Below are 24,989 nucleotides of genomic sequence, written 5' to 3'. Positions count from 1 at the left end.
CCTGGGGAGCTGAAGGACTGGGCGGAAGACACTGGCTGGGCGGCCGAGGTGTACGAGCGGCGTGAGAGTGCCCTGATTTTGATGGGGTTCACCGGCGCCTTCTGGCGCAGCGAACTCGTCGCCCTGAACTGCGGCGACGTCAGCGTGCACCGGCTAGACGGTATCCACATCCGCCTGCGCCAATCGAAGACCGACCAGGAGGGCGCCGGATCGGTCAAGGCGCTGCCGTTCACCACCTCGCCCCAGTGGCACACCGTGCCCACACTTCCGGTGGGCGCAGGTCGTGGCCGCCTTCGACACCGCCAACCGTCCCGGGGTGATCCGGATGCTGCGCCGCACCGCCGTTCGACAACCAAGTCTGCCGCGGCGCGCTGCCGCGGATGAGGGCCCGGTCGCCGTTGTTCCGGTCGATCCGCAAGAACGGCAACCTCGGGGGCACCGCCCTGTCCGGGCGTCGGTGCATGCGGCAATCCGCCGCCGCGCCGCCCTGGCCGGGTACGACGAGAACATCGTCGCCCAACTCGGTGGGCACTCGCTGCGGGCCGGGTTCGTCACCCAGGCCTTCCGCAACGGCGCCGACGCGCACGCGATCATGCGCCAGACCGGGCACATCCGGCGACCGTGGAGATCTACGCGCGGGAGAACGCCCCGCTGATCGGCAACGCCGTCACTGAGATCGGACTCTGACGCCGATGAGCACGGACTGTTACCCGCAAGCACCGGCGGGTAACAGTCTGGTGGTCGCGGGACGGTACGCCCCGTCTGGGGACGGCTACCGTCAGGAATTGACGGTAGCCCAGATCTCCTCCGTGGACAGGCTCGGGTCGTCAACGCTGCGGATAGATTGTGTCACCAGCAGTCTTCCTGTGTTCTCCAGATGTGCCCGCATGGCCGCCTCTGCCTCGACTGGATTGCCGGCGATGATCGCGTCGATGATGGGCGCGTGCTCGTTGTCGATGTCGGTGAGTGTTCTGGTCTTGTCGGCGGTGTTGGCCCCGAGTAGCCGGGTGGTCTCGCGAAGGGTCTTGACGATCGCGCGGGCTCGGGCGTTGTCGGCGGCGTCGAGAATCAGGTCGTGAAGCCCGAGATCATGATGGGCGAACTCGTGTTCGTCGCCGCCGGCGGCGGCGTCCTGCATCAGGCGTCGTTGCCGCTGCAGTGCGTCCGAGAGCGTGGGGTCGGCCACGGCTGCGGCCTTGCGGACCGCGGGTAGTTCCAGGGCCAACCGGACTGCGAAGATCTCCGCGATCTCCTTCGGCTGGGGGAGAAGAATGCGGAAGCCCTGGCGTGCTTCGAACTTGATGACTCCCACTTCTTCCAGGCGCAGCAAAGCGTCCCGCACCGGGGTTCGGGAGATCCCCAGACCCTCGGCGAGTTGGTAGACCGAGTACTTCACTCCCGGTTTCATGCGGCCGTCGTCGATGGCCGCCCGCACCGCCGCGATCGCCTGCTCCATCCGTCGTCCCGCGAACGGGGTGAGCGGTTCGAGTTCGAGCGCTTCGTCTGCCACCCGATCACTGTAACAACACGGGGCTGTTCGTAGCATGCTAGGTGCATGTAGCATGCTACGAATGATCTCCGCTGAATCACTGGCCGCTGAGCTGCGCAGTTCGGGAGTGAGCGACGTTCTCTCCGACGGCACCACCCGCGCTGCCTATTCGTCCGATGCGTCCCTGTACCGGGTGCGACCGCTGGTCGTCGCGCGGCCGCGCCATGCCGACGAGGTGGCGGCCGCCCTCGCGGTGTGCCGCCGAGAGGGCGTGCCGCTGACCTCTCGCGGTGGCGGCACCTCCGTTGCAGGTAACGCTGTCGGGACCGGACTGATTCTCGACTTCAGCCGGCACATGAACCGGGTGCTGTCGATCGACAGGGACGCACAGACCGCCACCGTCGAGCCGGGCACGATTCAGACGGTGCTGCAGCAGGCCGTCGCACCGCAGGGCCTACGATTCGGGCCCGACCCATCGACGTTCACTCGATGCACCATCGGCGGCATGATCGGAAACAATGCCTGCGGTTCGCGCACGCTCGGATACGGCCGGACCTCGGACAACGTGAAGGGCTTGCACGTTCTGACCGGGACCGGGGAGTCGTTGCAACTGGGTTCGGCCGGTGAGGTGACGGCCTCCCCGGCGCTGAGTGCACTACAGCAGGTCACCCGCGCCGGTTTGGCGACCATCCGCACCGAGCTCGGGCAATTCGGCCGTCAGGTGTCCGGATACGCCCTGGAACACCTGTTGCCGGAAAATCGGTTCGACGTGACCCGCATGCTGGTCGGCACGGAGGGCACCCTCGCGGTGGCAACCCGCGCGACGGTCCGCTTGGTGTCCGAGCCCGCCCACCGCGTCCTGGTCGTGCTGGGGTACGCCGACATCGCGTCGGCGGGTGACGCGACCCCGCTGGTGCTGAAGTTCGATCCGACCGCCTGCGAGGGTATCGATTCCCGGATCGTCGACGTGGTGCGCGAGCGCCGCGGTCCGGATGCGGTTCCGCCGTTGCCTGCGGGGGCGGCCTGGTTGTTCGTCGAGGTCGTCGGCGACGACCTCGACGAGACGATCGCCAGGGCCCAGCAGGTCGGACGGGACTGCGGAGCCGTGGACAGCCTCGTCGTCACCGACGAGGGCCGCACGGCCCAGCTGTGGCGGATTCGCGCCGATGGCGCCGGACTCGCCGGCCGCAGTCCTGCCGGCCTTCCCGCACACGCAGGATGGGAGGACGCGGCCGTGCCACCGGCCATGCTGGGCGACTATCTACGCGACTTCGACGCCCTGATGGACGAGTACGGCGTTACCGGCCTGCCGTACGGGCACTTCGGTGACGGATGCATGCACGTGCGCATCGATTGGCCGCTCGACAAGCCCGGCGGGGACCGCATCTTCCGGGACTTCCTGGTCGCGGCGAGCACACTCGTCGCCGGCTACGGCGGATCCCTGTCCGGTGAGCACGGGGACGGCCGCGCCCGCAGCGAACTATTGCCGCTGATGTACTCACCCGACGCGATGAAACTCTTTGCTGCCGTCAAGCACGTCTTCGACCCGGACAACATCCTCAATCCCGGAGTCGTGGTCGACCCCCGCCCGGTCGACGCGGACCTGCGCATTCCCGCAGCCCCACTCCTGCGCCGCAACCTGGCCCTGGCCTATCACCACGACGACGGAGATTTCACCCAGGCGGTGCACCGCTGCACCGGCGTCGGAAAATGCCGGGCCGACAACACCGCCACCGGGGGAGTGATGTGCCCGTCGTATCAGGCGACCCGGGAGGAGAAGGACTCCACCCGCGGCCGCGCGCGCGTGTTGCAGGAGATGATCAACGGCACCGACATCGACGGTGGCTGGCGATCGCCCGAGGTTCACGACGCCCTCGACCTGTGTCTGTCCTGTAAGGGGTGCTCCTCGGACTGCCCGACCGGTGTCGACATGGCCGCGTTCAAATCCGAAGTGCTGCACCAGAGCTACAAGGGCCGCATCCGCCCCGCCTCGCACTACTCGCTGGGATGGCTTCCGCGTTGGGCGAAGATCGCCAGCCACGCGCCCGGTCTGGTCAACGCCACGATGCGCGTTCCCGGCATCGGACCGCTGGCGTTGTCGTCGGCCGGAGTGGACAAGCGCCGCACCATTCCACCGTTCGCGAAGCAGACGTTCCGGTCCTGGTTCAAGGCCACCGAAAACGACCGTGCCACGACCGGTGACCCGGTGCTGCTGTTCGTGGACTCGTTCACCAACTACTTCACCCCCGAGGTCGGGCACGCCACGGTGCAGGTGCTCGAAGCCGCCGGCTACCGGCCGCAATTGACCGACAAGCAGCAGTGCTGCGGACTCACCTGGATCTCCACCGGGCAACTCACCGCGGCGAAGAAGATCCTCGGCCGCACCGTGGACGCACTGTCCGGTAGCGCCGCGGCCGGAATTCCGATCGTCGGAATGGAGCCGTCCTGCACGGGTGTGCTGCGCTCGGACGCCGCGGAACTGCTCGGTAGGTCGGCGGCCGAACCGGTCGCCGACGCAACCCGTACCCTCGCGGAACTGCTGACGGAGCGCGGCTGGGAACCGCCGTCGCTCGAAGGCAAGTCCGTTGTCGCACAACCACACTGCCACCACCATTCGGTGATGGGGTGGAGCCCGGACGCGCAACTCCTGGAGAAGGCCGGTGCACAGGTGCAGCGGTTGGGCGGATGCTGTGGTCTCGCCGGTAACTTCGGTGTGGAGAAGGGACATTACGAGGTGTCGGTGGCCGTGGCCGAGCAGCAGTTGCTCCCCGCGGTGGCCGGGGCGGACGCGGACACCACCATCCTCGCCGACGGATACTCCTGCCGGACGCAGCTGTCGGATCTGACCGACCGCCGCGGTGACCACCTGGCGCAATTGCTCGCCGCGCAACTCGAAGGTGGGGCCGCGCGCCGGCGGGACTGACCCTCGTCGACCGCTGGACACACGGAAAGGGGCGGTGGCGGAGACCACAGTCGGTCTCACTCGCCACCGCCCCCGGCGGTCGTGCGTTACCCCGGAGAAGACTCGGTGATCGTGTGCGGAGCAGGATCGGAGATGTTGTGCGCGAGCGGATTTTCCGGATTGATGCGGCGCCGAATCTGGTAGGCCACCAACGCCAGGATCAGGGCTGCGACACTCAGCGAGATCTGCGAGCGAGAGGACTCGACGTAGAACATCGACACCAGCACCCCGACGATGCCGGCGGCCGCGAGAACGGACAGGGTCGGGAACCACCACATCTTCAACTTGAGCTGCGCGACCTCGTCACGGCTCATGCTGCTGCGCAACTTGATCTGCGACAGCGCGATCATGAGGTACACCATCAGGATGGTGGCGCCGGACGCGTTGAGCAGGAAGGCGAAGACCGTCTCGGGCGAGAGCCAGGGTGTGCGCACCACCAAACGTGCGGTGAAGAAGTTTCGACACCAACGAATCGCTCGACGACGCGACCCGGCAGGGCATCGACCACGCCAACGCCGCCGCACTGTTCACCCGCTGAATCCCTGCAGCTGCCCGTCCCCTCGACACTGTCGTCACGGTGACGGTCGCCAGCAGATCCCGCCGCCGCGTACCGGAACAGGTATCTGCATGATCGTGCCGTGACGGTAGACCTCGCCACCGTCACGGCGCCGCAGTCTCAGTTGCCGCCTGCTCGGCTACGCAGGTCGAGGGCGATGTCGACGATGAGGTCTTCCTGTCCGCCGACGAGGCCGCGGCGGCCGACCTCGAGGAGGATGGTGCGCACGTCGATGCCGTACCGCTGGGACGCGGCTTCGGCGTGCCGGAGGAACGACGAGTACACACCGGCGTAGCCGAGGGTGAGGGTTTCCCGGTCGACGCGCACGGGCCGGTCCTGCAGCGGCCGGACGAGGTCGTCGGCGGCGTCCTGGAGGGCGAACAGGGCGCTGTTGTGCTTCCAGCCCTGCAGGTCCGCGACCGCGATGAACGGTTCGATCGGGCAGTTGCCGGCGCCGGCGCCGTGCCCGGCCAACGAGGCGTCGACCCGGGTGACACCCTCTTCGACGGCGACGACGGAGTTCGCGACCGACAGCGACAGGTTCTCGTGGGCGTGGATCCCGATCTCGGTGCCCTCGTCGAGCACGTCCCGGTAGGCGCGGACCCGGTCGCGGACCCCGTCCATGGTCAACCGGCCACCGGAGTCGGTGACGTACACGCAGTGCGCGCCGTAGGACTCCATGAGCTTGGCCTGGGCGGCGAGCTCGGGTGCGGTGGTCATGTGACTCATCATGAGGAAGCCGGACACGTCCATGCCGAGTTCCCGGGCCTTGCCGATGTGCTGGGCGGCGACGTCGGCCTCGGTGCAATGGGTCGCGACCCGGACGGACCGCACGCCCAGTCGGAAGGCGTGTTCGAGTTCGGCGATGGTGCCGATGCCGGGCAGCAGCAGGGTGGTCAGCCGGGCGTGGGTGAGGTTGGCGGCGGCGGCTTCGATCCATTCCCAGTCGGTGTTGCTGCCGGGGCCGTAGTTCAGCGATCCGCCGGCGAGTCCGTCGCCGTGGGCGACCTCGATGCCGTCGACCCCGGCGGCGTCGAGCGCGGCCACGATCTTTCCGACGTCGTCGGGGGTGATGCGGTGGCGGACGGCGTGCATGCCGTCGCGGAGGGTGACGTCTTGGATGAACAGCCTGGTGGTCATCGGGTGGCTCCCTGGGTTGCCGCCGGGGCGGCGATCGTGTCGGCGACGGACTCGGCGTAGCGGACCGCGGCCGAGGTCATGATGTCGAGGTTGCCGGCGTAGGCCGGCAGGTAGTGTGCGGCGCCTTCGACTTCGAGGAACACCGACACCTGGTGGGTGGGTGCCGCCGTGTCCCCGGACGCGAGCAGGGTGTGCACGGGTTGGCCGTCCGGGACCGGGGTGATCTGGACCTGCTGCTTGAGCCGGTAGCCGGGCACGTAGGTCGCGACGTGCTCGACCATCGCCTGGATCGAGTTCCGGATGGCGTCGTGGGTGGCCGGGTCGCGGGCGGAGATCAGGCACAGGACCGTGTCCCGCATGATCAGCGGCGGGTCGGCCGGGTTGAGGACGATGATGGCCTTGCCGCGGCGGGCGCCGCCGACGGTTTCGATGGCGTGGGAGGTGGTTTCGGTGAACTCGTCGATGTTCGCCCGGGTGCCCGGTCCCGCGGACTTCGAGGCGATGGAGGCAACGATCTCGGCGTAGGCGACCGGTGTCACGCGGGAGACGGCGGCGACGATCGGGATGGTGGCCTGACCGCCGCAGGTGACCATGTTGACGTTGGCGGCGTGACGGTGTTCGTCGAGGTTGACCGCCGGCACCACGAACGGGCCGAGGGCGGCCGGGGTGAGGTCGATCAGCCGTTTGCCGAGCGGTTCGAGCAGGGCGGCGTTGGCGGCGTGTGCCTTGGCGGAGGTGGCGTCGAAGACCACGTCGATCTCGTCGAAGTTCGGCAGCTCCAGCAGGCCGTGGACGCCGACGGCGGTGGTGGGGACGCCGAGGCGGCGGGCGCGGGCGAGGCCGTCGGAGTCGGGGTCGATGCCCACCATCGCGCCCATCTGCAGGACGTCGGAGTGGCGGATCACCTTGATCATCAGGTCGGTGCCGATGTTGCCGGATCCGATCACCGCGACGGTGACCTTACGGGTGTTCTCGCTCATGGTGCTCACTCCTGGGTGAAGGTTGCGGTGACCGATCCGAGACCGGTGATGTCGGCGCGGACGGTGCCGGCGCTGTCGATGGCGGCCATCGGCCCGAGGGCCCCGGACAAGATCACCTGACCGGCCAGTAGTGGTTGGCCGAACTCGCGGGCGGTGCGCGCGAGCCAGGCCAGCGCCCGCACCGGGTCACCGAGGCAGGCGGCACCGGTGCCGGTCGACACCTCGGTGTCGCCGATGAACATCTGCATCTGCGCGGCGACCGGGTCGAAGGAGTCGAGGGTGCGCCGATCGGCACCGAGGACGAACAGCCCGCTCGACCCGTTGTCGGCGACGGTGTCTCCGAAGGTGATGTCCCACCCGGCGATTCGGCTGTCGACGATCTCGAGGGCGGCCACCGCGTAGTCGACGGCAGCGCGGATCTGGGCGTCGTCGAGCGGCCCGTCCACCAGATCGCGGCCGAGGACGAACGCGATCTCCGCCTCCACCTTCGGCTGCAGCAGACGAGACAGCGGGATCGGGCCGGCCTCCGCGCAGCGCATGTCGTCGAACAGCACCCCGAAGTCCGGTTGGTCGACGCCGAGCTGCTGCTGGACCGCCGGGGAGGTCAGCCCGATCTTGCGGCCCACCACACTCGCACCGGCGGCGATCCGGTCCGCGACGATCCGCTCCTGGACGGCATACGCCGCCGCGACGTCGTCGGCACCGATCAGGTCGCGGACCGGGGTGCACGGCGTGGAAGTTGCGGCGGCGGTGCTCAACCGCTCGGCAGCGACGGCGATAGCGTCGGCGGTGGCTCGCGCCGTGGGGGGCAGGCTGGTGCCCTGAGGTGTGCTCATCTGACTTCCCGATGTGATCGTGGCGAATGGACTGTGGGTTCCACTGTCGCCGCGGGGTGATCGTCCGCCAAGCATTGCGTTCCACTGAGCCGAACACGCGCCGTATCGTGGACGACGTCGCCGGTAGCAGCGGAAGGGAGGAGCCGGCAGTGTCCGATCAGGAGTTCGACCGCACGACGGTGCTGGGCAAGGTCATGATGGTGCTGCATGCGTTCACCATCGACGACTCGACCCTGTCGCTGGCCGAACTGGTCCGGCGGACGTCCATCCCGAAGGGCACGCTGCACCGGGTCCTCTCCGACATGGTGGCGGTGCGAATGCTGGACCGCACCGATGCCGGTTACCGGCTCGGCGGCTCGTTATTCGAGCTGGGCATGCGGGCGTCGGTCGAGCGCAGCCTGCTCGAGGTGGCGATCCCGTTCATGGAGGACCTCTATGTCCGCACCCACGAGACGGTGCACCTGGGGGTCCTCGACGGGACGGAGGTCGTGTACCTGTCGAAGATCGGCGGCCATCGGCAGGCGAGCGCACCATCGAGGATCGGGGGCCGGATGCCGGTGCACTGCACCGCAATCGGCAAGGTGCTGCTCGCCCACGCCGACAACGCCCTACGGGAGCAGGTGCTCTCCGCTCCGCTGGCCCGCTACACCCCGCGGACCATCATCCTGCCCGGATCGCTGCGCACCCAGCTCGACCGCATCACAGAAGAGGGCATGGCCTACGAATACGAGGAATCCGCCACCGGAATCGTGTGCGTGGCCGCCCCCGTCCGCGACGGCGAGGACGCCGTCGCGGCGATCAGCGTGACCGGCCCGTCCCACCGCTTCCGCCCTGACACGCACGCCACGTCGGTCCGCGCAGCGGCTGACGGCATCGGCTTGACACTTTCTCGCCGTACTCAGCTTGTTGCCGACACTCGATGAAGTTCGTACCACTCTCTGCGTCTTCAGGAATCCAGTGACCCGTTCCGACCCCGTCTGGCCCAAGCCACACTTGGCATGAAACCGCCGCAGCGGCCGCGGGTGTATAACGCCGTCACCTGAGGGAGAGCGTGTCCGCGTGGATAATTCGTGGTCGTGGCGACGCGCGGTGTGCTGCGCGGTGGCTCACCGAAGCGAGGGACGAGGGCAGAGCGAATCTAAATTTCACGCCCACATTGACCGCCTCGCTGATACGGGTCGGTCGCGGGTTGTGGTCAGGCGGAGTGCCTCTGGATGTACTCCTCGACGGCCTCACGCATCAGTTCGCTGGGCTTACGGTGCTGGCGTTCAGCGAGTTCGTCGAGCTTGTTGCTCAGCGGCGCCGGCAGTCGGACCTGCCGCTTGGGTGATTCGCCGCTGGCGCCGGCCAAGGACGGACGGCCGGCGCCCACCCTCTCGAGCAGTTCGCGCCCCGCTGCGGCGGCCTCGGCGCCCCGCTTGGCAGTGGCCGAGTTCTTCGGCAGCGTCATCTCGTGCTCCGCCCACTCGGCGAGCCCGTCGTAATCGGAGTTCTTATCGTTGCTGTTCATCGGTATTTCACCCCTTCGAGTGTGGTTGGACCGGATGCCTGCGCAACCGGGGATCGGGCGGTCACGGCTGGTCCTTCATGCGGTCGAGATGCTTCTGCCGCGCCTGCATCACATGGAAAACCACCATGCCCCGCGGCGGAACGATCTCCACCATGACTTCGAGCAACGGACCCCCAAGTGTGCGCGGAGGACCGATGAACAGCCAAGGCTTTGAGTGCCCGGGAACGCGTGGTTCGTCGAACTCTTGCTCGACGTACACGGCGTTCTCGATCGCGTGCAACGCGTCGTCGCGGTCGATGCCGTGTTTGTCTGCGCTGGTCGCCCATTCGATCGCCACATCAATACTGTACTACAGAAATAGGTATTCTGTACTACGAAATTACAAGTTCGACCCTTGGATCGAGTGAGAAACCGCCTGTTGGAAAGCCGTTGGGTCATCGGGCGTGAGGTCTCGTTGCGGCAGGTCCCGCACCGTCTGTCGTCTTGGAGTTGGTCGAGGGGCTTGGCCTTCGCGAAATCGCGCTACTGGTTGCTAATGGCGCCCTGCGTACGAAGTTCTTCTCGTCTGCTCGTGGCGACGATCTGCGGTCGTGCAGTCCACCCGTGTTTCGTGGGGAGCGGTTCGTGGGGTACATGATGTTCCTGGTGGTGGAGGGGAACTACTCACCGTCACTTGCCTGCTCGAGGCGCTCCCGCTGTCGTGGAGCCGTCGATCCCCGTCCAGCGGATTCACACACGCACTAGTCGGGTGGGACTTGCTCGGGTAGCGCTCAGGGCGTGTCGGCCGGCTCGTCGTAATGGTTCTGTGACCTGGTGTGACGACATGTCCCTGGTTTGTGGTGTGGGGGTGCCGGCGACGGTCAGCACTCCGCGGGATCGGGGCCCACGAGTCTGACCCGCCGGGAACAGCAGATAGCCGAACTTGTCGCCGAGGGCTTCACCAACAAGTCGATCGCCGACAGGCTCGTCATTTCGCAAACGCACCGCGCAGGGGCATGTCGAGCGCGTACTCTCCAAGCTGGGATTCGCCTCTCGTACTCAAATCGCGGCCTGGATCATCGTGCAGAAGCAGGGCCAGAAGTCCTGATCGCACCGAGCCGAGGCCGACTCGGCGTCCTTCGCCGAACCGAATGGGTCGATCATCGGCAACAAGCAGATGCGCGACGCGTTGTAACACGACATCGCAGGCGAAGAGTGAATCAACCTTTGTAGCAACAATATTCGGACACCTATTCGCTAGAGCGTGTACGCGAGGTTGTGTCGGTCTGGGCGTGGCGCCGGGGAGTTGGCCGGCGCGGTGGTTAGGCTCTGGGAGGTGAGCGGTAGTGAGCGGGTGGTGATGTTCGACATCGATGGTGGGCTGGCGGACCTGTCAAAATTCGCTCACATCTTGGCCGGCGACTCGGCGGCGAGTCGCCGACGGGCATGGCAGCGGTTCTTTGAACATGTCGGGCAAGCGGCGGTGGTCGAGCCGGGCCGGGACCTGGTGGAGGCGGTGGCCGGTCTGGGATTCGTTCCGGTGTACTCGACGACCCGACCGGTCTCGTGCGCGGGGCAGACCCGGTTGTGGCTCGGCGAGCACGGATTTCCGCAAGGGCGAGCGTTGCTGTGCCGCTCTCGTGATGATGTCCGGCCGGCCGTGGAGGTCAAGGCTGGCCATTGTCGGGCGGTCGGGCGGTGGTTGTCGGCGTTCGTCGACGACGAATCGGAGGTGGTGGACGCACTACGATCCCGCGGTGTCCATGCGCATTCGTTCGACGGTTTGTCCGAGCTCGGGGTGCGCGAGTTGCGAACGACGCTGTCCGCGGGGACAGGCGCCACGCTGCCCGTCGTGGGCCGCGCCGACCGCGCGGCCACGATCGCCGTGGTGTCCGCACCGCAAACGCGGCACGATAAAGCGGGGAACGGACTGAGCAGGTGTGCCGGCAGGGCTGAACCACGGCGGAACTATGCGGGCGGTGCTCCGCGTACACGACGGCGCTCTTGTGTCGCAGTGTGGCCGGGTAGCCGCCGAGCCGCTCGGCCGGCGAGGCTAACTCTGCGGTGATACAATTTTGTATAACTGCAGTTGGAGGTGGTGCACGGTGGCGTTGACGGATGTGGAGCGTGATCTGCGGGCGATCCCGGCGGAGAAGGAACTGCTGCAGATCAAGTTGCTGCGTGCGGTGGCGCACGCGACGGACAATCAGGTGCCGCAGCGGGTGATCGCGAAGAACCTGGCCGTGACGCAGCCGGAGGTCAGCCGGATCGTGAAGAAGCTGCGGTTGAACCCGTCGGCCCGGGACCGCTCCCCGCGGGAGGTGCTGCTCGAGCATGCGGCGAAGCGGATCGATCATGATCGGATGATGGCCGAGTTGGTGGCCTGGGATTACACCTTCGGGCATGTCCCGGCTGACGACCCGCTCGGTGCCAGTTATCTGAGGGGGACGTGGGATCAGATCGAACGCTCCCGCGACCTGCTCGGTGACGACGACTATCGGGTGCTTCTCGCGGCCACGGCCGACCGGCGTGCGCGGGCGAATGCACTCTGATCCGGCCACCGCGGTCGCCGCCGAGATCGAGGCCTGGTGCCGGCCCGGCGGGAAACTCGACAAGGACGGTGCCCGCGCCTCGATCCATCTCTTCGGCCCGGTTGCCCGTCGCCGCACGCGGGATGCGATCGTCGATGCCTACCTGGCCGAGCAGACCAACGTCGGTGTCGGCCGTCAGTTCCTGGCGTTGGCGACCGCCGGACCACCGGGGGTGGGGAAGTCGTCGAGTATCAACCGCCGGCACCTCGCCGGGCAGGGATGGCGGGTGCTCGATGCGGACAAGCTCAAGGACTTTCTGCTGCGGGACGCCGTCGAGCAGGGCATCTACACCGACCTCCTAGAGATCGACCTCGCGGACGGGCACCGCCTGATGCCGCGTGAACTCGCCACCCTGGTGCACACCGAGTCGACGAAGCTCCTCGACATCATCACCGAGATCTGTCTGGCCCGTGGGGAGAACCTGGTCCTCGAGGGCACGTTCAGCTGGCCCGGCCTCGGCCCGCGGCTACTGAGAGATCTCGCGTACGCGGAGTATGAGAAGTTCACGATCCTCGACGTCGAGGCACCGGCGCACATTGTGCGGGCCCGTGCCCTCACCCGTTGGTGGCGGGGCAGGCAGGAAGCGCTGCGTGGCGGTGACGGGTTCGGTGGCCGGTTCACCCCGGGGTTCGTCATCGACGCCCTCTACGCCGGCGACTCCGAAGAGACGGTGTGCGCGCGTAACGCGCGGGCTGCGTTCGATCATCCACTGTCCGCGGAGATCCCGACGGTCGAGCTGCTCGTCGAGCACGCCGATGATGGAGATGAGACGTGGGTGAAGGAGAACGGTGTCGTGGTCTACCCGCAGATTCCGGCCGACCGACCCGAGCCCTGACCTTTCCGTCCGTGCCACGTGCCACCCGCCAGGATTTGAATCCGCAACGCCTCGGCCGCGAGCCCACGGGCGACGTGAGAGGTTGCTCGGCGACGACGATGACGTCCGAATCCGGGAAGCCGGGATTCCGGAGATGCGAGGCACTCCGATTGATCGACGTTCTCAGGCGCAGTCCCGGCAGATCAGCTGCTGATGTTCGGCGAGGCGGCTGCGATGGTGGACCAGAAAGCAACTGGTACAGGTGAATTCGTCCGACTGCTTGGGGATTACGCGGACGGTGAATTCTTCACCGGACAGGTCGGCGCCGGGCAGTTCGAAGGACTCGGCGGTGTCGGCGTCCTCGACGTCCACGGCGGGGGACTGGGTGTCTTTCCGGCTGGCGGTCAGCTGTTCGAGGGACGTGTCCGGCTCGTCGGATTCGGTGACTCGGGGGGCGTCGTAGTCGGTGGCCATGACTGCTGCTTCCTCATGCTCTGCGGGTTTGGACCCGCCACACTAGAGGGTCCGGCGGCGCGACAGGCTCTCGGGGTGCGGCGTGCGGGGGCTCAACATCCTGGGCGGTGAGGGGATTTAGGCGTCGGTTCGGCTCCGTATACTGGTTTGCCGTCGTCTGGGGCGTGCAGGTCGTTGCCGGTGCTTCCATGCGGTCAGTGCGCGTGTCGGTGCTCGCGCTCGCTAGCTTGCTCTGATGGGAACCGGGACTGGGAGACTTCCTGTCATGCAGCAACTTCTCGCCGATCACGAACCCCTCGTCACCGTGGTGATGGTTGTGGTCGTAGTAGCGCTCGCCGCCGCCGCGGTGTGGACGATCTTCCGCTGACCGGCACGGTGCCGGATCGTATGGCGCGGCGACCTGCACCCAGGACCCTGCGTGAGAGCGCCGGCCACCGCCCGGGCGACCAGATCGTCGGCTGTTCCCGCCGAACTCGGCGTCGGGGGTCTCAGAGTCCACCGGAGAGCTGCTCGACCTCCTCGTGGACAGTGCACTCCTTCACGCGATCGCAGAGTCGGATGGGTGGTTCGGTGACCACCGTTGTTGCGTTCTCTACGGCTCTCTAGCGCGCACGGCCCGGGGTCGCGCCTTCGATGCCACCCCGAGACGCCCATCCCGAGACGCTCAGCGATGTCTCGGGACGGCCTGGCTTTAGATGCTGCCGGGGATGTCCAGGACTTCGATCCCGGCCGTCTCGTACAGCGAATCCCAGAGGTCGGTGCGATCCGGCAAACGTGTCGGTGCCCACCACTGTGAAGCCGCTGGGGACTGCCACCGTGCTGGTCTGGTCCCCACTGGGTGCGAACAGGGCGACGCAGGCGTGCACGTGGGTCATTTCGTCCCGCGCCCAGTATCGGATTCCATCGAAGCCGGCTGCGTGTAGTGCCTGTGGCCATTGCTGGGTGAGCGCGTAGTCAGTGGTTGTCGAGATCTCGGACGTCATTCCGAATCCGATCGCGGCGTTCGAGGTCGCGTCGGCGAGGTGCAGTTCTCGGTTGACTACCACCGCGGAGATGACTCGTTGTGCGATCTCCGGGCTCGGGATGAGTTGGATTCCGCACCAGGTCTCGAGGAGGGTGATCAGTTCGGACTCGGCGGTGTAGCAGGTCCCGTCGGGGCCGGGAATGTCGAAGCGGCCCCCGAGGCTGGTGCCGAACCCGAGCGAACTTGGCCCCGTGCGTGCGGTGCATCGTCGTGCCGGCGGGCACAGCGTAAACAGGGAACCGTCCCCGGAGCGTGTCCGGGGACGGCGGGTCGGCGAGGTGTTGTGTCGCTCGGGAAGCGCTCACGAAGCCAGCCGTTCGGCTACCTGCCGGGCGAGCGTCACGACATCGACGGTGTCACCGTCGAGGAGGGCCTGTCTCGGGGTGCGGTCGTCGAGTTCGGGTCGTGGGCTCGACATCCACGAGGCGATGGTCCAGGACTGGACGTCGGCGTGCGCCCACACTTTCAGGACGTCTTTGATTCCCCGGATCGGGACGTGGGGTGCGGTGTCGGTCAATCCGCCCGACCAGTAGCCGATCGTCCCGTCGGCGGCCTCGAGGCGCAGGACCCGAGACTCTTTGACGGCTTGGCTGAGGGCCTGCTTCGTCCAGCCGGTGGCGTCGACGGCCTGCTTGTGGGTCAAGATCGCGCCGATGTGGTTCTCCCATGCGCGGCGGGCCTTGAGGTTCGAGAGCACGTTCTTCACGCCGGCGGCGACGTATTTGGCGTCGACGTCGTCGAGCTGCTCGGCGGCCATCCCGCTGGCAGTGAGCTGGTCGTCGGCGACTTTCTTGAGTGGTGTGCTCATGCCACCGTGATCCTCGGTCAAGGAGGTCAAGTCAAGGGGTCAAGCATTCCTCTGAGCAACGACCCTGCAGCGGTCTGAACGGGCAGTTTCTTCACAAGCAGCGGGTGAGTGAGGGAACCGAGTAGGGCGAGGTGAACCCTCGTGGTGCAGAAGACTTGTCAGTCCTGGCGGATCCGCGCCGCGCTGACGTCCGCCCGCAGCGTGACGGGTGAGGTGTACGCAGTCAGCGTGGAAGGTCGGTCGTCGCTATTGCGGCCAGCGGCTGTTCTGTCACACCGCATCGTCGCGTCCCTTCAGGGGTAGGCGGCTCTTCGTTGCGGCCCGCTTCCGCTGCCGCCGCGGCCCACGATCCGCAGGCTCCGCTGATCGGCGCTGATGGACAAGCCGTCGTGCACCGACAATGGGACCCGACTTCAGAGACGGGGATGTGTGATCTCGGCGGTGATGAAGCAGATGTGGCCCGGAGTGTCGACCAGGAAGACGGAGGGGTCGCCGGCGTCCTGCGATCCGATGAAGAAGGCCCAGGTTTTCGATGCGGCATGGTTGAGGTAGTCGTCCTCGGCTTCGTCGCGGGCATCGCGCAAGTCGCGCCGAAGGGTGCGGATGCGGCTGTCGGTCCATCCGGTGTGGTCGATGAACAGTCGATACGGCTCAATGAGCCGATTGGCCGCGGGGTCGCGTCGACCGGCGTAGAGGGTGACGACCGTGCGGTCGTCGGTTTCGTCAGGCCGGTCGAAGATACGCAGGGGCGCGTAGAAGACGCGGCGGTACCGCTCCCGCGGGAGGGACTGGCGGGTGTCGCGGAGCCGCTTGAACGCGAATTGGTAGTGGGTGGCCTCGACGCCGGGGATGTCGATGAGCATGTCCCTGCGGTGGTGGGGGTGGGCAATGAAGGCGCGGCAGAGCGGGCGGATGGTGCGGGCGATTCCCCGGGTGTGGTGATCGACCGTGGTGGAGCCGTCGCCTCTGGTCCGGCGTGAGGATGACCCGCCGCGGGAGTGGTTGACGGCGCTGTTGTCGTCGGGTGTGGTGATGGTCCGCTCGGTCATGGGTACCAGCCGGCTTGGGTAAGAGTGCTGGCCGGTGAGTGGGTTGTCCGGTTCGCCTCCCGTTGCTGGTGGATTCGATGACGACGTCGGCGTACAGACAGTGCGGTTCGTGCACCGAGTCGGGGTGGGACCGGAAGTGCGGTGCACGGCGCAGGGGTGGGGTGCGGCCGATGACGGCGATGACGCGTGCGTGGCAGCCGTCGGTTTCGCAGACGAAGTTTTTCCGGACCGATTCGACCCAGTCGCTGTCGAGGTTGACCAGGTCGTCGGCGAGGAGGACGCCGAGGGCGGGCATTGTGATGATGTGTGCGCTGTCCATTGGCCCGGCAGTGTATTCGGCTGGTCGGACACGCCCGGGCAGGTGGGCTGCGTTGCGCCCGGGACGTTCCCGCAACGGCTACGGGAGGGCAGGGGTGAAGGGGATGAGGCGCAGGATCCCGAATCGCCACCGGACTGCCCGTTCGAACGCGGTGATGTGGTCGTCTTGGCTGCCTGGGCCCCACCCGTTGAGGTTCATCTGGTTGCCGCTGGTGACCGGTGGCTGCGACCAGGCGTCCTGGGTTGCCGGACCGACTGCGGCGTCGATGTTCGCGATAGTTTTCGCGTAGATCTTCCCTAGGCGGAGGCTTTCGGTGCTGACCCAGATCCGGGAGGCGGTGAGCTGTTCTTGGATATCGCCACCGAGTTGGGTGAGTGCGGTGAGGGTTTCGGGGTTGTCGGAGGTGCGTCGTCGGATGCGGTAGGGGTATTCGGCTCGGGCGACGAGGGTGCGGGTGGCCAGGGTGTATCCCTCGCGGCGTTTTCCGGCGGTTTCGCGTAGGCCGCTGATGCCGGCGGTGAGGAGGCCGCCGAGCACGGAGGAGCCGAGTGCGAGGGGGACTACTTGTACGAGGCTGGGTAGGTCGGTCATCGGCTCTTCCGGAGGTCGTCGTGCTCGTGGTTGGTGGGACGGCGGTGTTGCCATGTTCGGACCGCCCTGCGCAGTGCTCGGCTGGCGATTGGGTAGGTGTCCATCGCCGAGGGGGTCGGAAGATTGTGCGTGGTGGGGGTGCCGTGTGGTGCGTCCTCGGTAGGCCAGTTGTCTGTGCGGCGCCAGTGCTGTTCGAGGAACAGGTGGCGGTGCACGCGGTCGACGTAGTCCTCGAGTCCGTCCTCCGGAACCCATTTCAGCGGTCGCGGATCGTTGGGAAACCACAGGCAGAGCTGCCCCCAGTAGTCGTTGTCCGCGCCGAGCGGTGCGGGATAGCGGTGCTTCCATCGGCGCTCGGGTCCGAGGGGAAACGTCAGGGGGTCGCCGTACTCGCGGATGCTGATACGGGCCCGCTCCTTGTGGTAGCCGGCGGTGGCGGTTTCCGGGGGCGGGGCGAAGGTGAGGTCGAGAACGTATCCGCCGATGCGTGGTGCCCAGGCCCGGTCGACGACGATGCCGGCCTGCATCGTCGTCAGCCGGGCGATCGCCCGCCCGGGATCGGCGAACAGGTCGGTCAGCGCGGTGCCCATGCCCGCCCCGGACGGGTCGGTTGCCGGCCACTGGTGGAGGTTGTCGGCCGGCCGGTGCTGGTCCGACTGCCCACGGTGTTCCACGCCGCGAGCGCGGCGCCGGGTGACCGGGGTGTCGCGGCGGGGAAGCTATCGCCGAAAAGGCTGTGCCAGATGTCGATCGCGGCTTCGGTATCGCCATCTGCTTCGAGGTCGAGTGCCTCGGCTGCCCGGGCGGCGAAGTCGGAGAACTTCCCGGCGGCGACTTCACGCTCAGACTGGGACCACTTGACGGTGACGTCGTCATCGCCGGCGGGTTCGATCACCGCACCGCGGACCGCGTTCTTCGCGTGTTCGAGAGACTCCGCGACGGCACGTTTGTCGGTCTTCGTGGTGTGGATCGCCGCGTACGCGAGGGATTCCACCAGGATCCCCTTGACGAAGCCGAGCTGCTCCTCGTGGTTCTTGACCAGCGCCTTGAGCTGGCGGACCTGGTGGACGAAGCGTCCGCCGGTGGCCTGGTTGCGGGTGGCGACGGCGCGGAGCTGGCGTCGGGTGTTGCTGGGCTCCCAGTGCTGCTGATCCCGGTCGCCGATCAGCACGTCGGCGCCGTCGAGGTCGAACGCGGGGACCAGGTCGATGTCGAAGCTGATGTCGGGAAAGGTCACCCGCAGGGCCTTTCCGGACGGCTTGTCACCCTCGTCGAATTCTGCTTCCGGCCACACCGTTTCGATCGCGCGGCGGAACCAGGCCATCGCCGTGGCGGGACCGTCGGGGCCTTGGAGTTGTTCCCAGTGAGTGTCTTTGAGGACGATGACGATATCGACGTCCTTGAGCGGTGCGAGCATAGTCTTGCGGGCGAAGGACCCTTGCAGGAAGCTCGTCGCGACGAAGCCGGCATCGTCGAGGACGTCGCGGATGGCGGTGTGCTTGTGCTGAGCCTGCTCGCGTTGTTGCGGATCGAGGTTGAGGTTGCGGTCGAATTCGGCGAATGCGCCGTCGACGGTGTGGCCCATGGGGCTATTCCTTCCCAGAAAAGAGGGCCGGCCAGTGATGTGGCCGGAAGGGAGAACGGTGTTGTGGGGCAGCAGAACTGATCTGGCTGCTCACCGGAATGTCCGGCGACGCGGACGGGATCCTGTCTGCGTCGCCGGTGTCGGTGTCGGTGCTACCGCCGAGGCAGGGCGAGGAGGTTGTTGGTCCACACCCGATCTGCGTAGGTCCGCAGATACTTCTCACCCCGGGCGGGGCTGACGACGCCGACGTCGACGCGGTTGCCGCGGGCGTCCTCGACGTAGGCCTTGCCGTCCTCGTTCTCGATCCACGCCACGATCTGTGCGCGGGTGTTCTCGCCGGTCTTGCCGGCCGACGGGTTCGTCCACCACAGGCGGGCGATGTGCTGGTGGTCGGTGCCGCCGGACAGGCGGATGCCGGTGATGTTGATTGCCACGAGAATAATTTCCTCACTCTTGTGTGCCGATGTTTCGTCGGGTGAGTGAGGGCGTTACGCTGGGTCTGCGAAGACGGGTTGCGTAGCGGCCCTCGGGTTGAGGCGGTCATGTCCAGTGCCCGCCTCACCTGTTACTCCGGGTTGATGTCACATGTGTTCCTCCTCTTCGGTTGAGGCTTGATTGTGGCCGGGGTGGTCGCTCGGGTCCGGAGGTAGCGCCTCGTTCGGTTTCACCCCGAGGATGACCGTCGTGGGGTCGGTCGAGTGGTTGCTCGGAATCGACAGGGCGATCCGGGCCGAGGCCCACCACTGCGGCGTCCCCGCCGCCGCGTCGTCGGCATCGTCTGTGGGGGTTCGGGCGATCGCGAAACCGATCGTCGCGTCGGCGTCGTTGAGGGACCTCTCCGTCCCGTCCTTGTACACGACCCGGATCTTCCCGCGGCACGTCGGGCAGCAGGCGCGCATCAGCACGTAGGACACCACCCGCGGCACGCCGAGGGACGCCTCGTAGGAGGTGACGTGCTGGCGGGCGACGGATTCGAGTCCGCCGATGTCGAGTAGTTCGTCCCGTTGGGCGCGGATGAGGAACTTCCACACCGGCAGCAGTTCCTTGAGCGCCTCGATCGATACGCCGGCGTCACGGGCCTGGAGGATCCACTTCATCAACCAGACCACGCTTACCGGGTACGTCCCGGCCCGCGTCCCGACCCGCACGCTGCGGGGTACGAGACCTTCGGTCACGTAGAACGTCAATTGCCGATCGCTCAGCGAGAACCCGGCCTCGCGGACCTGCGCCAGCAATTCCGACTTGGTGACCTGGTCGGGGAGGTCGCCCTGAAGATCCAGATACTCGAGGAAGCCGTTCTCTTCGTGTACCACCACCCTGATCACCCCCTCGCATTGTCTATCTACAGTGCTGCTGTAGTCGCCTACCTGACTCTGGAGTAAGGGTACGCTTCGCTGTCGAGACGATGTTACCGACAAGTAGTTATGTGAATCACATCCGAACTTGAGCCCTGCGGGGCACCCCCTCGAGACGTGCGCAGCACCCCGACCGCACCGGAATAGGGCAAGAAAATTGCATTCTGGGTGATATTATTGTGCCGTGAAGATGAGTGATGCTGCCGTGGCGGTGGCGGAGTTCGGTGCCGAGCAATGGGGCCTGATCACCTCGGCGCAGGCCCGGATGCTCGGTGTCACCGCGGTGCAGATGAAACGGCTCGCGGACCGCGGCGCGCTCGAGCGTGTGCATCACGGGATCTACCGCATGACCAGACTCCCGTACGACCCCCGCCAGGACCTGCGCGTCGCGTGGGTCGCGCTCGACCTGCACACCCCCGCCTGGGAGCGCCTGTCCCAGCCGTTTCCCGGGGGAGTGGTCTCCCATCGCAGCGCCGCGCACCTGCACGAGGTCGGCGACCTCGACGCCGACCTGACCGAGCTCACCTGCCGGCGACGGATCCGGCTGCGCCTGCCCGACATCCGCATCCACACCGGAACCGTCGCCGTCGACGACTGGACCGTCGTCGACGGGCTCCCGGTGACCACGGCACGGCGCACGATCGCCGACCTCGCCGCCGAGGGAATCGACGGCGGCCACCTCGCCGGCATCGTCCGTGACGCCCTCGCCCGCGAACTCGTCTCGGTCCCGGAACTCGAGAGCACCCTCGCCTCGTCCGCCTTCGACTACGGCCACGTCCTCGGCGACGGCAGGCCCTTCCTCGACTCCCTGATCGCCCAAGCCGGGGTCTCCCAGAACACCCTCGGCCTCGCCGACGCGTACCGGAGAAGCACGAAAGCATCAGCTGCCCACTTCGCTACCGACCATCGGGCGGGTCCGCGCCTACCCGACCGCCCCTCGGCCGCACTCGCGACCCGGTCGGTCGCCGACCTCGACCGCGATGACCGTGTGCTGCCCTTCGCGTTCGCCGCCTCCACCGGCCGGTTCGATGAGCTACTGAAGAGGTCCAACGACGCGCGCGTCGCGGACGCACTCGGGGGCCTCGCGGTTACCCAACTCGCACCACTGGGCGAGCAGCTCCGCGCTCTCGCCGCGGCCGCCGCCGGCCCTCCCGAGATGGAGGCGGCCCGCACCGCGCTCCTGCAGAGCCTGCAGACACCGTCCACAGACATGATGACGACATCGGTGGCGAAGGCCATCGAACCGGTGGCCCGCCGTGCCGCCGCGAACATGGCCGCGCGGCTGCGTGGCGAACAGCAACCGCCGAACCAGGCGGCGGGCACCGGGGACCCGACTCCGGATGCGCAAGATGGCGATACCGAACGCACAGGCCGGCCTCGACACGAATGAGACTCCCTAAATGACGCAGTCCCCCCATCAATTTCGGGCCTCGATCCAGCAACGACTGAAGAACCGCTCCGCGAGCAGCGGGCAACCGCTGCAGCAACTGCGCCGCACGTACGTCATGACACGCTTTCTGGCCAGGGTGTTTGACGCCGACCCCGACGGCTGGGTGCTCAAGGGCGGCACCGGCATGATGGTGCGGCTCCCGAAGGCCCGCTACAGCAAGGACGTCGACCTGATGTCCACCGCCTTCACCGACATCGCAGACGCCATCGACAAACTACGAGAGATACTCCGCCACGAGGTCGACCCGTTCACCTACACGATCGCGCGCAAGGAGGACATCGCCGACGACAAGGGCGCTCGGATCAGTGTGCAGGTACGGCTCGGGACGACGGTGTTCGACAACTTCCCCATCGACCTGGTCACCCACCGAGGGCTGGTCGGACCGGTCGAGATCCATCCGATCCCGCACGTGATCGACCTGGGCGATACCGTAGAACCCGTCCGGGTCCGCGTCTACCCGATCGCCGACCAGATCGCCGACAAACTCTGCGCCATATACGAATACCACCTGCGCAACGGTCAACCGCCGCCCGGTGACACCTCGACCCGGTACCGCGATCTCGTCGATCTCCTCCTCATCAGCCAGAGCTTGCCGATCCCTCTGGGACAGGCAGTCGAGGCGCTCGAGAACCAACGCCGGGTGCGCAATCACATGGAACTTCCACCGGAGCTACGAACACCCGGGCCCGACTGGCACGACAACTGGCCAGCACAGGCAAAAGGCAGCCCGCTACCCGATTCCCTCCACGAGCTGAATGCTGCACTGACCGCGGCCGCCGGGTGCTACAACAGCATTCTCGCCGGGATACCCACGACGAGCCGAGAGGCAACGTGGGATCACCTGCGCCAGCAGTGGGCCGAGCGCTGACCCTTTCCGACGAATCGGAGGCGAGCCCGCGCAACAGGGCCACTTGCCGGCGAATGTTGTCGATGACAATCGATGACAATGGGACAGATGAAGGGGTTCAAGCGCGTTTAGGGGCCGTAGCGGCGACAACGTGATTGGCACTACCGTCCCCCGCATGCCCAGACTCACGGAGGAACAAAAGAAACAGCGCGCCGCCGACAAAGTCATGCGTCACGCACTCGAAGCCGAGGAACGGGATCGGCGCGAAACCCTGAAGCGACTCGAATGGGAGAAGAACGGAACATACCTGACCCGTGCCGAGTTCGAAGCGAACATGCCCTGCCGAGGATGCGGCAGGCCGTTCATCGACAACCGCGGTCCATGGCCGGCACAGATCCATATGACCCCGGCTGAAAGTGCGGAATACGCTGCCGAGAACAAGTATTACCTCGATAGACACCGCGACTGCCAGGCCTACCGAACCGGCATCGATAGCTCACGGATCACACACTGTGGATTCTGCTTCCCGCCACCGCCGCTCAGCTCCCGGCAGATTGACGTCATCAGAAAAGAGTTCGGGAGGGCCTCGAAGACGCCCGAACACGAACTCGACATCTGGAAGTCCACACTCACGTGTGGACACACAGTCCAGGGTAGACAGCACCGCACTTCCACATCCCGGACGATCGCAGTCGAGGATTGCCCGGAATGCTCGGCGCGACGAGGGGTGGTCCGGGCCGAACGGATCGGGCCAGCAGCTCCGCCACCACATCAAACAGTTCCTGATCAGCCTATTGTGACCGCAGCAGAGTTCGACGCAATCAAGTTGGTGGAAGAACACAAGGTGGCCTTGCGACTAGCGGAAGATCGGCTGAAGCAGATCCGCCGCGATGCCCATCGTGGTGTCAGTTTCGAAGACTGAATTCAACCAGAGCCCCAGATGCGAACCCGGCTGTAGAGCGGCGACGTGATCGACTACCGCGAAAGTTGCAGCCAGCTGGTGGCCGCCGGGGATCTTCGCGGCTCGAGGCCGCCGACAAGATGACCTACCGACTGTCGCCGGATCCCGATGGTGGAACGCGAACTGCTTCAGGTCGCGACCCGCAGACCCGGCCCTTGTCCTCGCCGGGTGAGTGCAGGGGTGCGGGCGGATGCAGACGTCGTCTATTTGTAACCGCTGCGGGGTTGTTGCGGCCGGGTCCGCCGCGACCGCTTGCCCTGGACCACGGACATCCCCGCGGAGCCGGTCGATCACCTCCGCGAAACCACACGAATTACTCGGACGCCCAGGTCGGTGGGGTGTGCGACCGCATCATCCTGGTGGCCCCGCACGGCCGCACTTCGGCTCGGCTCCCGGTCGCCGGCACCTGAAGGGTGGGAGGGTGCGGGTATGACATTGCGGCTGCCGACCGCCCTCGTGACGGATTCGGACGCTGCGGCAATCGCGGCCCTGAACCGGTATTGCGACCGCCCGTATCTGGGCGGCGACGGCGCCTACGTCGGAGTGTACTTCGACTCGTGGTCGAGGACCGGGGACCGGGTGAGGGAGGCGGACCGGTTCACCGCGGACGATCTGGTCGCGGCGGGTGTTCCTGTCCGTGCAGGTCCCACCGAGGGCGGCGCGGGCGATCCTGAACGTCCTTCTGACGGCGGTGGGCCCGGATCGGGTCTTGGTCGACGAACCGGTCCCGCTGACCCCGGGATGGCCCGCCTGGGACCTGGAAACCGCGCTCCGCGGCCTGCGGGACGTGGGCTGGACGAAGGCCACGAAGTTGATCGCCCGCAAACGCCCCCGGCTGTATCCGATCTTCGGTTTCGGGGGCAACGCTCCGACGGTGTCGATCAGGACAGCTCAGTCAGGTGCTGGGCACCGAGCGGGCGCATGTGAATCCGGTGCGGGAGGCCCTTTGCGCCGACGGCGGCGATGGTGGCGTGGTTCATGATCGGGATGGAGCTGTTCTTCACCCCCGACTGAACCGCCGGCGAAGCTAGGGGATCTGCGTGGGCTGGCGGCGGCCCGCGCCCGACTTCCGGGGTGCGGGCGGTGTACTTGTGTGGGGGCGTAATGGTGCTGTGACCTGGTGTGGTGACATGTCCCCGGTTTGTGATGTGGGGGTGTCGGCGACGTGCCGGGGGAGTGCCGGCGCCGGGGTGCGCGTGGGTGTCTGTTTCATGTGGTTTTGGGCTGATTTTGAAAGTTGTTGATTAGCAATATATTTGAGTAATCAGTTGGTGAATAATCTTTTACATGAGTTGTGCACAAATGGCAGATTATAAGATTCGTAATATGTTGTAAATCAACAAATTTGGAGATTATGAGATTTTCGACTGTTTCGAGTTGCATGAAGGATGGGTGGTATGCTGTGGGTATGACAATGGGTGGCGCGGGAAGGCGAGTGGTCGGTGGGGAGGGCCCCCGCCCCCAGCCTCGTTGGGATGTGGGGGGACTGAATCGAGCTTTCCGATGAAAAGAGCAGTTGAGAACCTAATTTCGGAAACTCAGAGGAGCGAAGCGACTCGATCGACGGCAACGGGAATTGACCCACTGCGAGCCGCGCAGCGGCTCCCTGGCGGGGAGCGCAGCGACTCGCCCCGTCTCCCGGTGCGGAGCACCGGGAGCAGCGCCGCGG

General features: G+C 66.6%; 26 protein-coding genes and 3 pseudogenes. 12 read left to right on the top strand and 17 right to left on the bottom strand.

Annotation, left to right across the window (positions count from 1 at the left end; translation table 11 throughout):
- Positions 1–30: 30 nt before the first annotated feature.
- Positions 31–687 (top strand): annotated as a pseudogene (locus ACH49N_RS23010) (integrase); the annotation flags it as partial.
- 91 nt (positions 688–778) lie between these two features.
- Here the strand turns inward: ACH49N_RS23010 and ACH49N_RS23005 are convergent.
- Positions 779–1,510 carry a GntR family transcriptional regulator gene (locus tag ACH49N_RS23005; protein WP_012687255.1) on the bottom strand — a complete coding sequence of 244 codons (732 nt, stop codon included), beginning with the start codon at positions 1,508–1,510 and terminating at the stop codon, positions 779–781.
- A 52-nt stretch (positions 1,511–1,562) separates the two neighbouring features.
- Between ACH49N_RS23005 and ACH49N_RS23000 the strand changes: the two genes are divergently transcribed.
- Positions 1,563–4,412 carry an FAD-binding and (Fe-S)-binding domain-containing protein gene (locus ACH49N_RS23000; protein WP_080512631.1) on the top strand — a complete coding sequence of 950 codons (2,850 nt, stop codon included), beginning with the start codon at positions 1,563–1,565 and terminating at the stop codon, positions 4,410–4,412.
- Positions 4,413–4,498: 86 nt separating this feature from the next.
- Here ACH49N_RS23000 and ACH49N_RS22995 read toward each other — a convergent pair whose 3' ends face one another.
- The 4 genes from ACH49N_RS22995 to ACH49N_RS22980 form a co-directional block, all read right to left on the bottom strand.
- The gene (locus ACH49N_RS22995) at positions 4,499–4,888 is read right to left on the bottom strand and encodes a hypothetical protein (RefSeq protein WP_231869155.1); all 390 of its coding nucleotides are present in this window, start codon (positions 4,886–4,888) and stop codon (positions 4,499–4,501) included.
- Positions 4,889–5,127: 239 nt separating this feature from the next.
- The gene (gene dmpG, locus ACH49N_RS22990; protein WP_012687257.1) at positions 5,128–6,147 is read right to left on the bottom strand and encodes a 4-hydroxy-2-oxovalerate aldolase; all 1,020 of its coding nucleotides are present in this window, start codon (positions 6,145–6,147) and stop codon (positions 5,128–5,130) included.
- Complete coding sequence (locus ACH49N_RS22985; RefSeq protein ID WP_012687258.1) at positions 6,144–7,127, bottom strand: acetaldehyde dehydrogenase (acetylating); 984 nt, start codon at positions 7,125–7,127, stop codon at positions 6,144–6,146. The genes dmpG and ACH49N_RS22985 overlap by 4 nt, the downstream gene beginning before the upstream one ends.
- A 5-nt stretch (positions 7,128–7,132) precedes the next feature.
- On the bottom strand, positions 7,133–7,963 hold the full coding sequence (locus tag ACH49N_RS22980) for a 2-keto-4-pentenoate hydratase (RefSeq protein ID WP_012687259.1): 831 nt from the start codon (positions 7,961–7,963) through the stop codon (positions 7,133–7,135).
- 149 nt (positions 7,964–8,112) lie between these two features.
- On the opposite strand from ACH49N_RS22980, the gene ACH49N_RS22975 reads away from it, so the two are divergent.
- The gene (locus ACH49N_RS22975; RefSeq protein WP_012687260.1) at positions 8,113–8,886 is read left to right on the top strand and encodes an IclR family transcriptional regulator; all 774 of its coding nucleotides are present in this window, start codon (positions 8,113–8,115) and stop codon (positions 8,884–8,886) included.
- Positions 8,887–9,158: 272 nt separating this feature from the next.
- On the opposite strand, the gene ACH49N_RS22970 is transcribed toward ACH49N_RS22975, so the two are convergent.
- Complete coding sequence (locus ACH49N_RS22970) at positions 9,159–9,473, bottom strand: ribbon-helix-helix domain-containing protein (RefSeq protein WP_005264155.1); 315 nt, start codon at positions 9,471–9,473, stop codon at positions 9,159–9,161.
- A 61-nt stretch (positions 9,474–9,534) separates the two neighbouring features.
- Positions 9,535–9,810 (bottom strand): hypothetical protein, encoded by a 276-nt coding sequence (locus tag ACH49N_RS22965; RefSeq protein ID WP_005264154.1) that lies wholly within the window; start codon positions 9,808–9,810, stop codon positions 9,535–9,537.
- A 530-nt stretch (positions 9,811–10,340) separates the two neighbouring features.
- On the opposite strand from ACH49N_RS22965, the pseudogene ACH49N_RS22960 reads away from it, so the two are divergent.
- The 4 genes and pseudogenes from ACH49N_RS22960 to ACH49N_RS22945 all read left to right on the top strand — a co-directional run.
- Positions 10,341–10,560: pseudogene (locus tag ACH49N_RS22960) on the top strand (response regulator transcription factor); the annotation flags it as partial.
- Between the two features lie 228 nt (positions 10,561–10,788).
- Positions 10,789–11,520 carry a hypothetical protein gene (locus ACH49N_RS22955; RefSeq protein ID WP_231869156.1) on the top strand — a complete coding sequence of 244 codons (732 nt, stop codon included), beginning with the start codon at positions 10,789–10,791 and terminating at the stop codon, positions 11,518–11,520.
- A 37-nt stretch (positions 11,521–11,557) separates the two neighbouring features.
- Complete coding sequence (locus tag ACH49N_RS22950) at positions 11,558–12,004, top strand: hypothetical protein (RefSeq protein WP_005264151.1); 447 nt, start codon at positions 11,558–11,560, stop codon at positions 12,002–12,004.
- The gene (locus ACH49N_RS22945; protein ID WP_005264148.1) at positions 11,994–12,878 is read left to right on the top strand and encodes a hypothetical protein; all 885 of its coding nucleotides are present in this window, start codon (positions 11,994–11,996) and stop codon (positions 12,876–12,878) included. The genes ACH49N_RS22950 and ACH49N_RS22945 overlap by 11 nt, the downstream gene beginning before the upstream one ends.
- Positions 12,879–13,040: 162 nt before the next feature.
- Here the strand turns inward: ACH49N_RS22945 and ACH49N_RS22940 are convergent, their stop codons facing one another.
- Positions 13,041–13,331: a DUF4193 domain-containing protein gene (locus ACH49N_RS22940; protein ID WP_012687262.1), complete on the bottom strand. Its 291-nt coding sequence runs from the start codon at positions 13,329–13,331 to the stop codon at positions 13,041–13,043.
- A 235-nt stretch (positions 13,332–13,566) separates the two neighbouring features.
- Here ACH49N_RS22940 and ACH49N_RS22935 point away from each other — a divergent pair, with 235 nt between their 5' ends.
- A complete protein-coding gene (locus tag ACH49N_RS22935; RefSeq protein WP_358274845.1) occupies positions 13,567–13,698 on the top strand; it encodes a hypothetical protein in 132 nt (43 codons plus the stop codon).
- A gap of 235 nt (positions 13,699–13,933) precedes the next feature.
- Here ACH49N_RS22935 and ACH49N_RS22930 read toward each other — a convergent pair whose 3' ends face one another.
- The 8 genes from ACH49N_RS22930 to ACH49N_RS22895 all read right to left on the bottom strand — a co-directional run bounded on the left by ACH49N_RS22930 (position 13,934) and on the right by ACH49N_RS22895 (position 20,023).
- Positions 13,934–14,455 (bottom strand): RES domain-containing protein, encoded by a 522-nt coding sequence (locus ACH49N_RS22930; RefSeq protein WP_231869160.1) that lies wholly within the window; start codon positions 14,453–14,455, stop codon positions 13,934–13,936.
- Between the two features lie 201 nt (positions 14,456–14,656).
- Positions 14,657–15,163, bottom strand: a complete 507-nt coding sequence (locus tag ACH49N_RS22925) for a hypothetical protein (protein WP_012687265.1) — start codon at positions 15,161–15,163, stop codon at positions 14,657–14,659.
- Between the two features lie 413 nt (positions 15,164–15,576).
- Positions 15,577–16,212, bottom strand: a complete 636-nt coding sequence (locus ACH49N_RS22920) for a hypothetical protein (protein ID WP_005264139.1) — start codon at positions 16,210–16,212, stop codon at positions 15,577–15,579.
- 397 nt (positions 16,213–16,609) lie between these two features.
- On the bottom strand, positions 16,610–17,122 hold the full coding sequence (locus tag ACH49N_RS22915; RefSeq protein ID WP_005264137.1) for a hypothetical protein: 513 nt from the start codon (positions 17,120–17,122) through the stop codon (positions 16,610–16,612).
- Positions 17,119–17,712, bottom strand: coding sequence for a hypothetical protein (locus ACH49N_RS22910; protein WP_005264136.1), 594 nt, complete (start codon positions 17,710–17,712; stop codon positions 17,119–17,121). The genes ACH49N_RS22915 and ACH49N_RS22910 overlap by 4 nt, the downstream gene beginning before the upstream one ends.
- Positions 17,697–18,707, bottom strand: a complete 1,011-nt coding sequence (locus ACH49N_RS22905) for a nucleotidyltransferase (protein WP_005264135.1) — start codon at positions 18,705–18,707, stop codon at positions 17,697–17,699. Before ACH49N_RS22905 ends, ACH49N_RS22910 begins: the two co-directional genes overlap by 16 nt.
- 152 nt (positions 18,708–18,859) lie before the next feature.
- A complete protein-coding gene (locus ACH49N_RS22900) occupies positions 18,860–19,141 on the bottom strand; it encodes a DUF3892 domain-containing protein (protein ID WP_005264133.1) in 282 nt (93 codons plus the stop codon).
- A gap of 147 nt (positions 19,142–19,288) precedes the next feature.
- Entirely contained in the window at positions 19,289–20,023 is a 735-nt protein-coding gene (locus ACH49N_RS22895; RefSeq protein ID WP_231869157.1) for a MerR family transcriptional regulator, read from the bottom strand.
- Positions 20,024–20,252: 229 nt separating this feature from the next.
- Between ACH49N_RS22895 and ACH49N_RS22890 the strand changes: the two genes are divergently transcribed.
- From ACH49N_RS22890 to ACH49N_RS22875, 4 genes and pseudogenes are all read left to right on the top strand, one after another.
- Positions 20,253–21,452, top strand: a complete 1,200-nt coding sequence (locus ACH49N_RS22890) for a type IV toxin-antitoxin system AbiEi family antitoxin domain-containing protein (RefSeq protein WP_050785292.1) — start codon at positions 20,253–20,255, stop codon at positions 21,450–21,452.
- Positions 21,453–21,462: 10 nt separating this feature from the next.
- Positions 21,463–22,380, top strand: coding sequence for a nucleotidyl transferase AbiEii/AbiGii toxin family protein (locus ACH49N_RS22885; RefSeq protein ID WP_005264128.1), 918 nt, complete (start codon positions 21,463–21,465; stop codon positions 22,378–22,380).
- Between the two features lie 775 nt (positions 22,381–23,155).
- Positions 23,156–23,281, top strand: coding sequence for a hypothetical protein (locus ACH49N_RS22880; RefSeq protein WP_358274849.1), 126 nt, complete (start codon positions 23,156–23,158; stop codon positions 23,279–23,281).
- Between the two features lie 664 nt (positions 23,282–23,945).
- Positions 23,946–24,110: pseudogene (locus tag ACH49N_RS22875) on the top strand (hypothetical protein); the annotation flags it as partial.
- Positions 24,111–24,201: 91 nt separating this feature from the next.
- Here the strand turns inward: ACH49N_RS22875 and ACH49N_RS22870 are convergent.
- The gene (locus ACH49N_RS22870) at positions 24,202–24,324 is read right to left on the bottom strand and encodes a hypothetical protein (protein WP_269454496.1); all 123 of its coding nucleotides are present in this window, start codon (positions 24,322–24,324) and stop codon (positions 24,202–24,204) included.
- Positions 24,325–24,989 lie beyond the last annotated feature (665 nt).

This window comes from Rhodococcus sp. NPDC019647 (genome assembly GCF_044389235.1).
Lineage (GTDB): Bacteria > Actinomycetota > Actinomycetes > Mycobacteriales > Mycobacteriaceae > Rhodococcus_F > Rhodococcus_F oxybenzonivorans.
The sequence above is the reverse complement of the archived record's forward strand: the minus strand, read 5'-3'. Positions and strand labels throughout refer to the sequence as shown.

Coding starts and splice junctions, on each gene's coding strand:
- ACH49N_RS22905 (WP_005264135.1), bottom strand. CDS start 18,707: ATGGGCCACACCGTCGACGGCGCATTCGCCGAATTCGACCGCAACCTC.
- ACH49N_RS22920 (WP_005264139.1), bottom strand. CDS start 16,212: ATGACCGAGCGGACCATCACCACACCCGACGACAACAGCGCCGTCAAC.
- ACH49N_RS22885 (WP_005264128.1), top strand. CDS start 21,463: ATGACGCAGTCCCCCCATCAATTTCGGGCCTCGATCCAGCAACGACTG.
- ACH49N_RS22935 (WP_358274845.1), top strand. CDS start 13,567: ATGGGAACCGGGACTGGGAGACTTCCTGTCATGCAGCAACTTCTCGCC.
- ACH49N_RS22985 (WP_012687258.1), bottom strand. CDS start 7,127: ATGAGCGAGAACACCCGTAAGGTCACCGTCGCGGTGATCGGATCCGGC.
- ACH49N_RS22940 (WP_012687262.1), bottom strand. CDS start 13,331: ATGGCCACCGACTACGACGCCCCCCGAGTCACCGAATCCGACGAGCCG.
- ACH49N_RS22970 (WP_005264155.1), bottom strand. CDS start 9,473: ATGAACAGCAACGATAAGAACTCCGATTACGACGGGCTCGCCGAGTGG.
- ACH49N_RS23000 (WP_080512631.1), top strand. CDS start 1,563: ATGCTACGAATGATCTCCGCTGAATCACTGGCCGCTGAGCTGCGCAGT.
- ACH49N_RS22910 (WP_005264136.1), bottom strand. CDS start 17,712: ATGGGCACCGCGCTGACCGACCTGTTCGCCGATCCCGGGCGGGCGATC.
- ACH49N_RS22890 (WP_050785292.1), top strand. CDS start 20,253: ATGAGTGATGCTGCCGTGGCGGTGGCGGAGTTCGGTGCCGAGCAATGG.
- ACH49N_RS22945 (WP_005264148.1), top strand. CDS start 11,994: ATGCACTCTGATCCGGCCACCGCGGTCGCCGCCGAGATCGAGGCCTGG.
- ACH49N_RS22915 (WP_005264137.1), bottom strand. CDS start 17,122: ATGACCGACCTACCCAGCCTCGTACAAGTAGTCCCCCTCGCACTCGGC.
- dmpG (WP_012687257.1), bottom strand. CDS start 6,147: ATGACCACCAGGCTGTTCATCCAAGACGTCACCCTCCGCGACGGCATG.
- ACH49N_RS22925 (WP_012687265.1), bottom strand. CDS start 15,163: ATGAGCACACCACTCAAGAAAGTCGCCGACGACCAGCTCACTGCCAGC.
- ACH49N_RS22980 (WP_012687259.1), bottom strand. CDS start 7,963: ATGAGCACACCTCAGGGCACCAGCCTGCCCCCCACGGCGCGAGCCACC.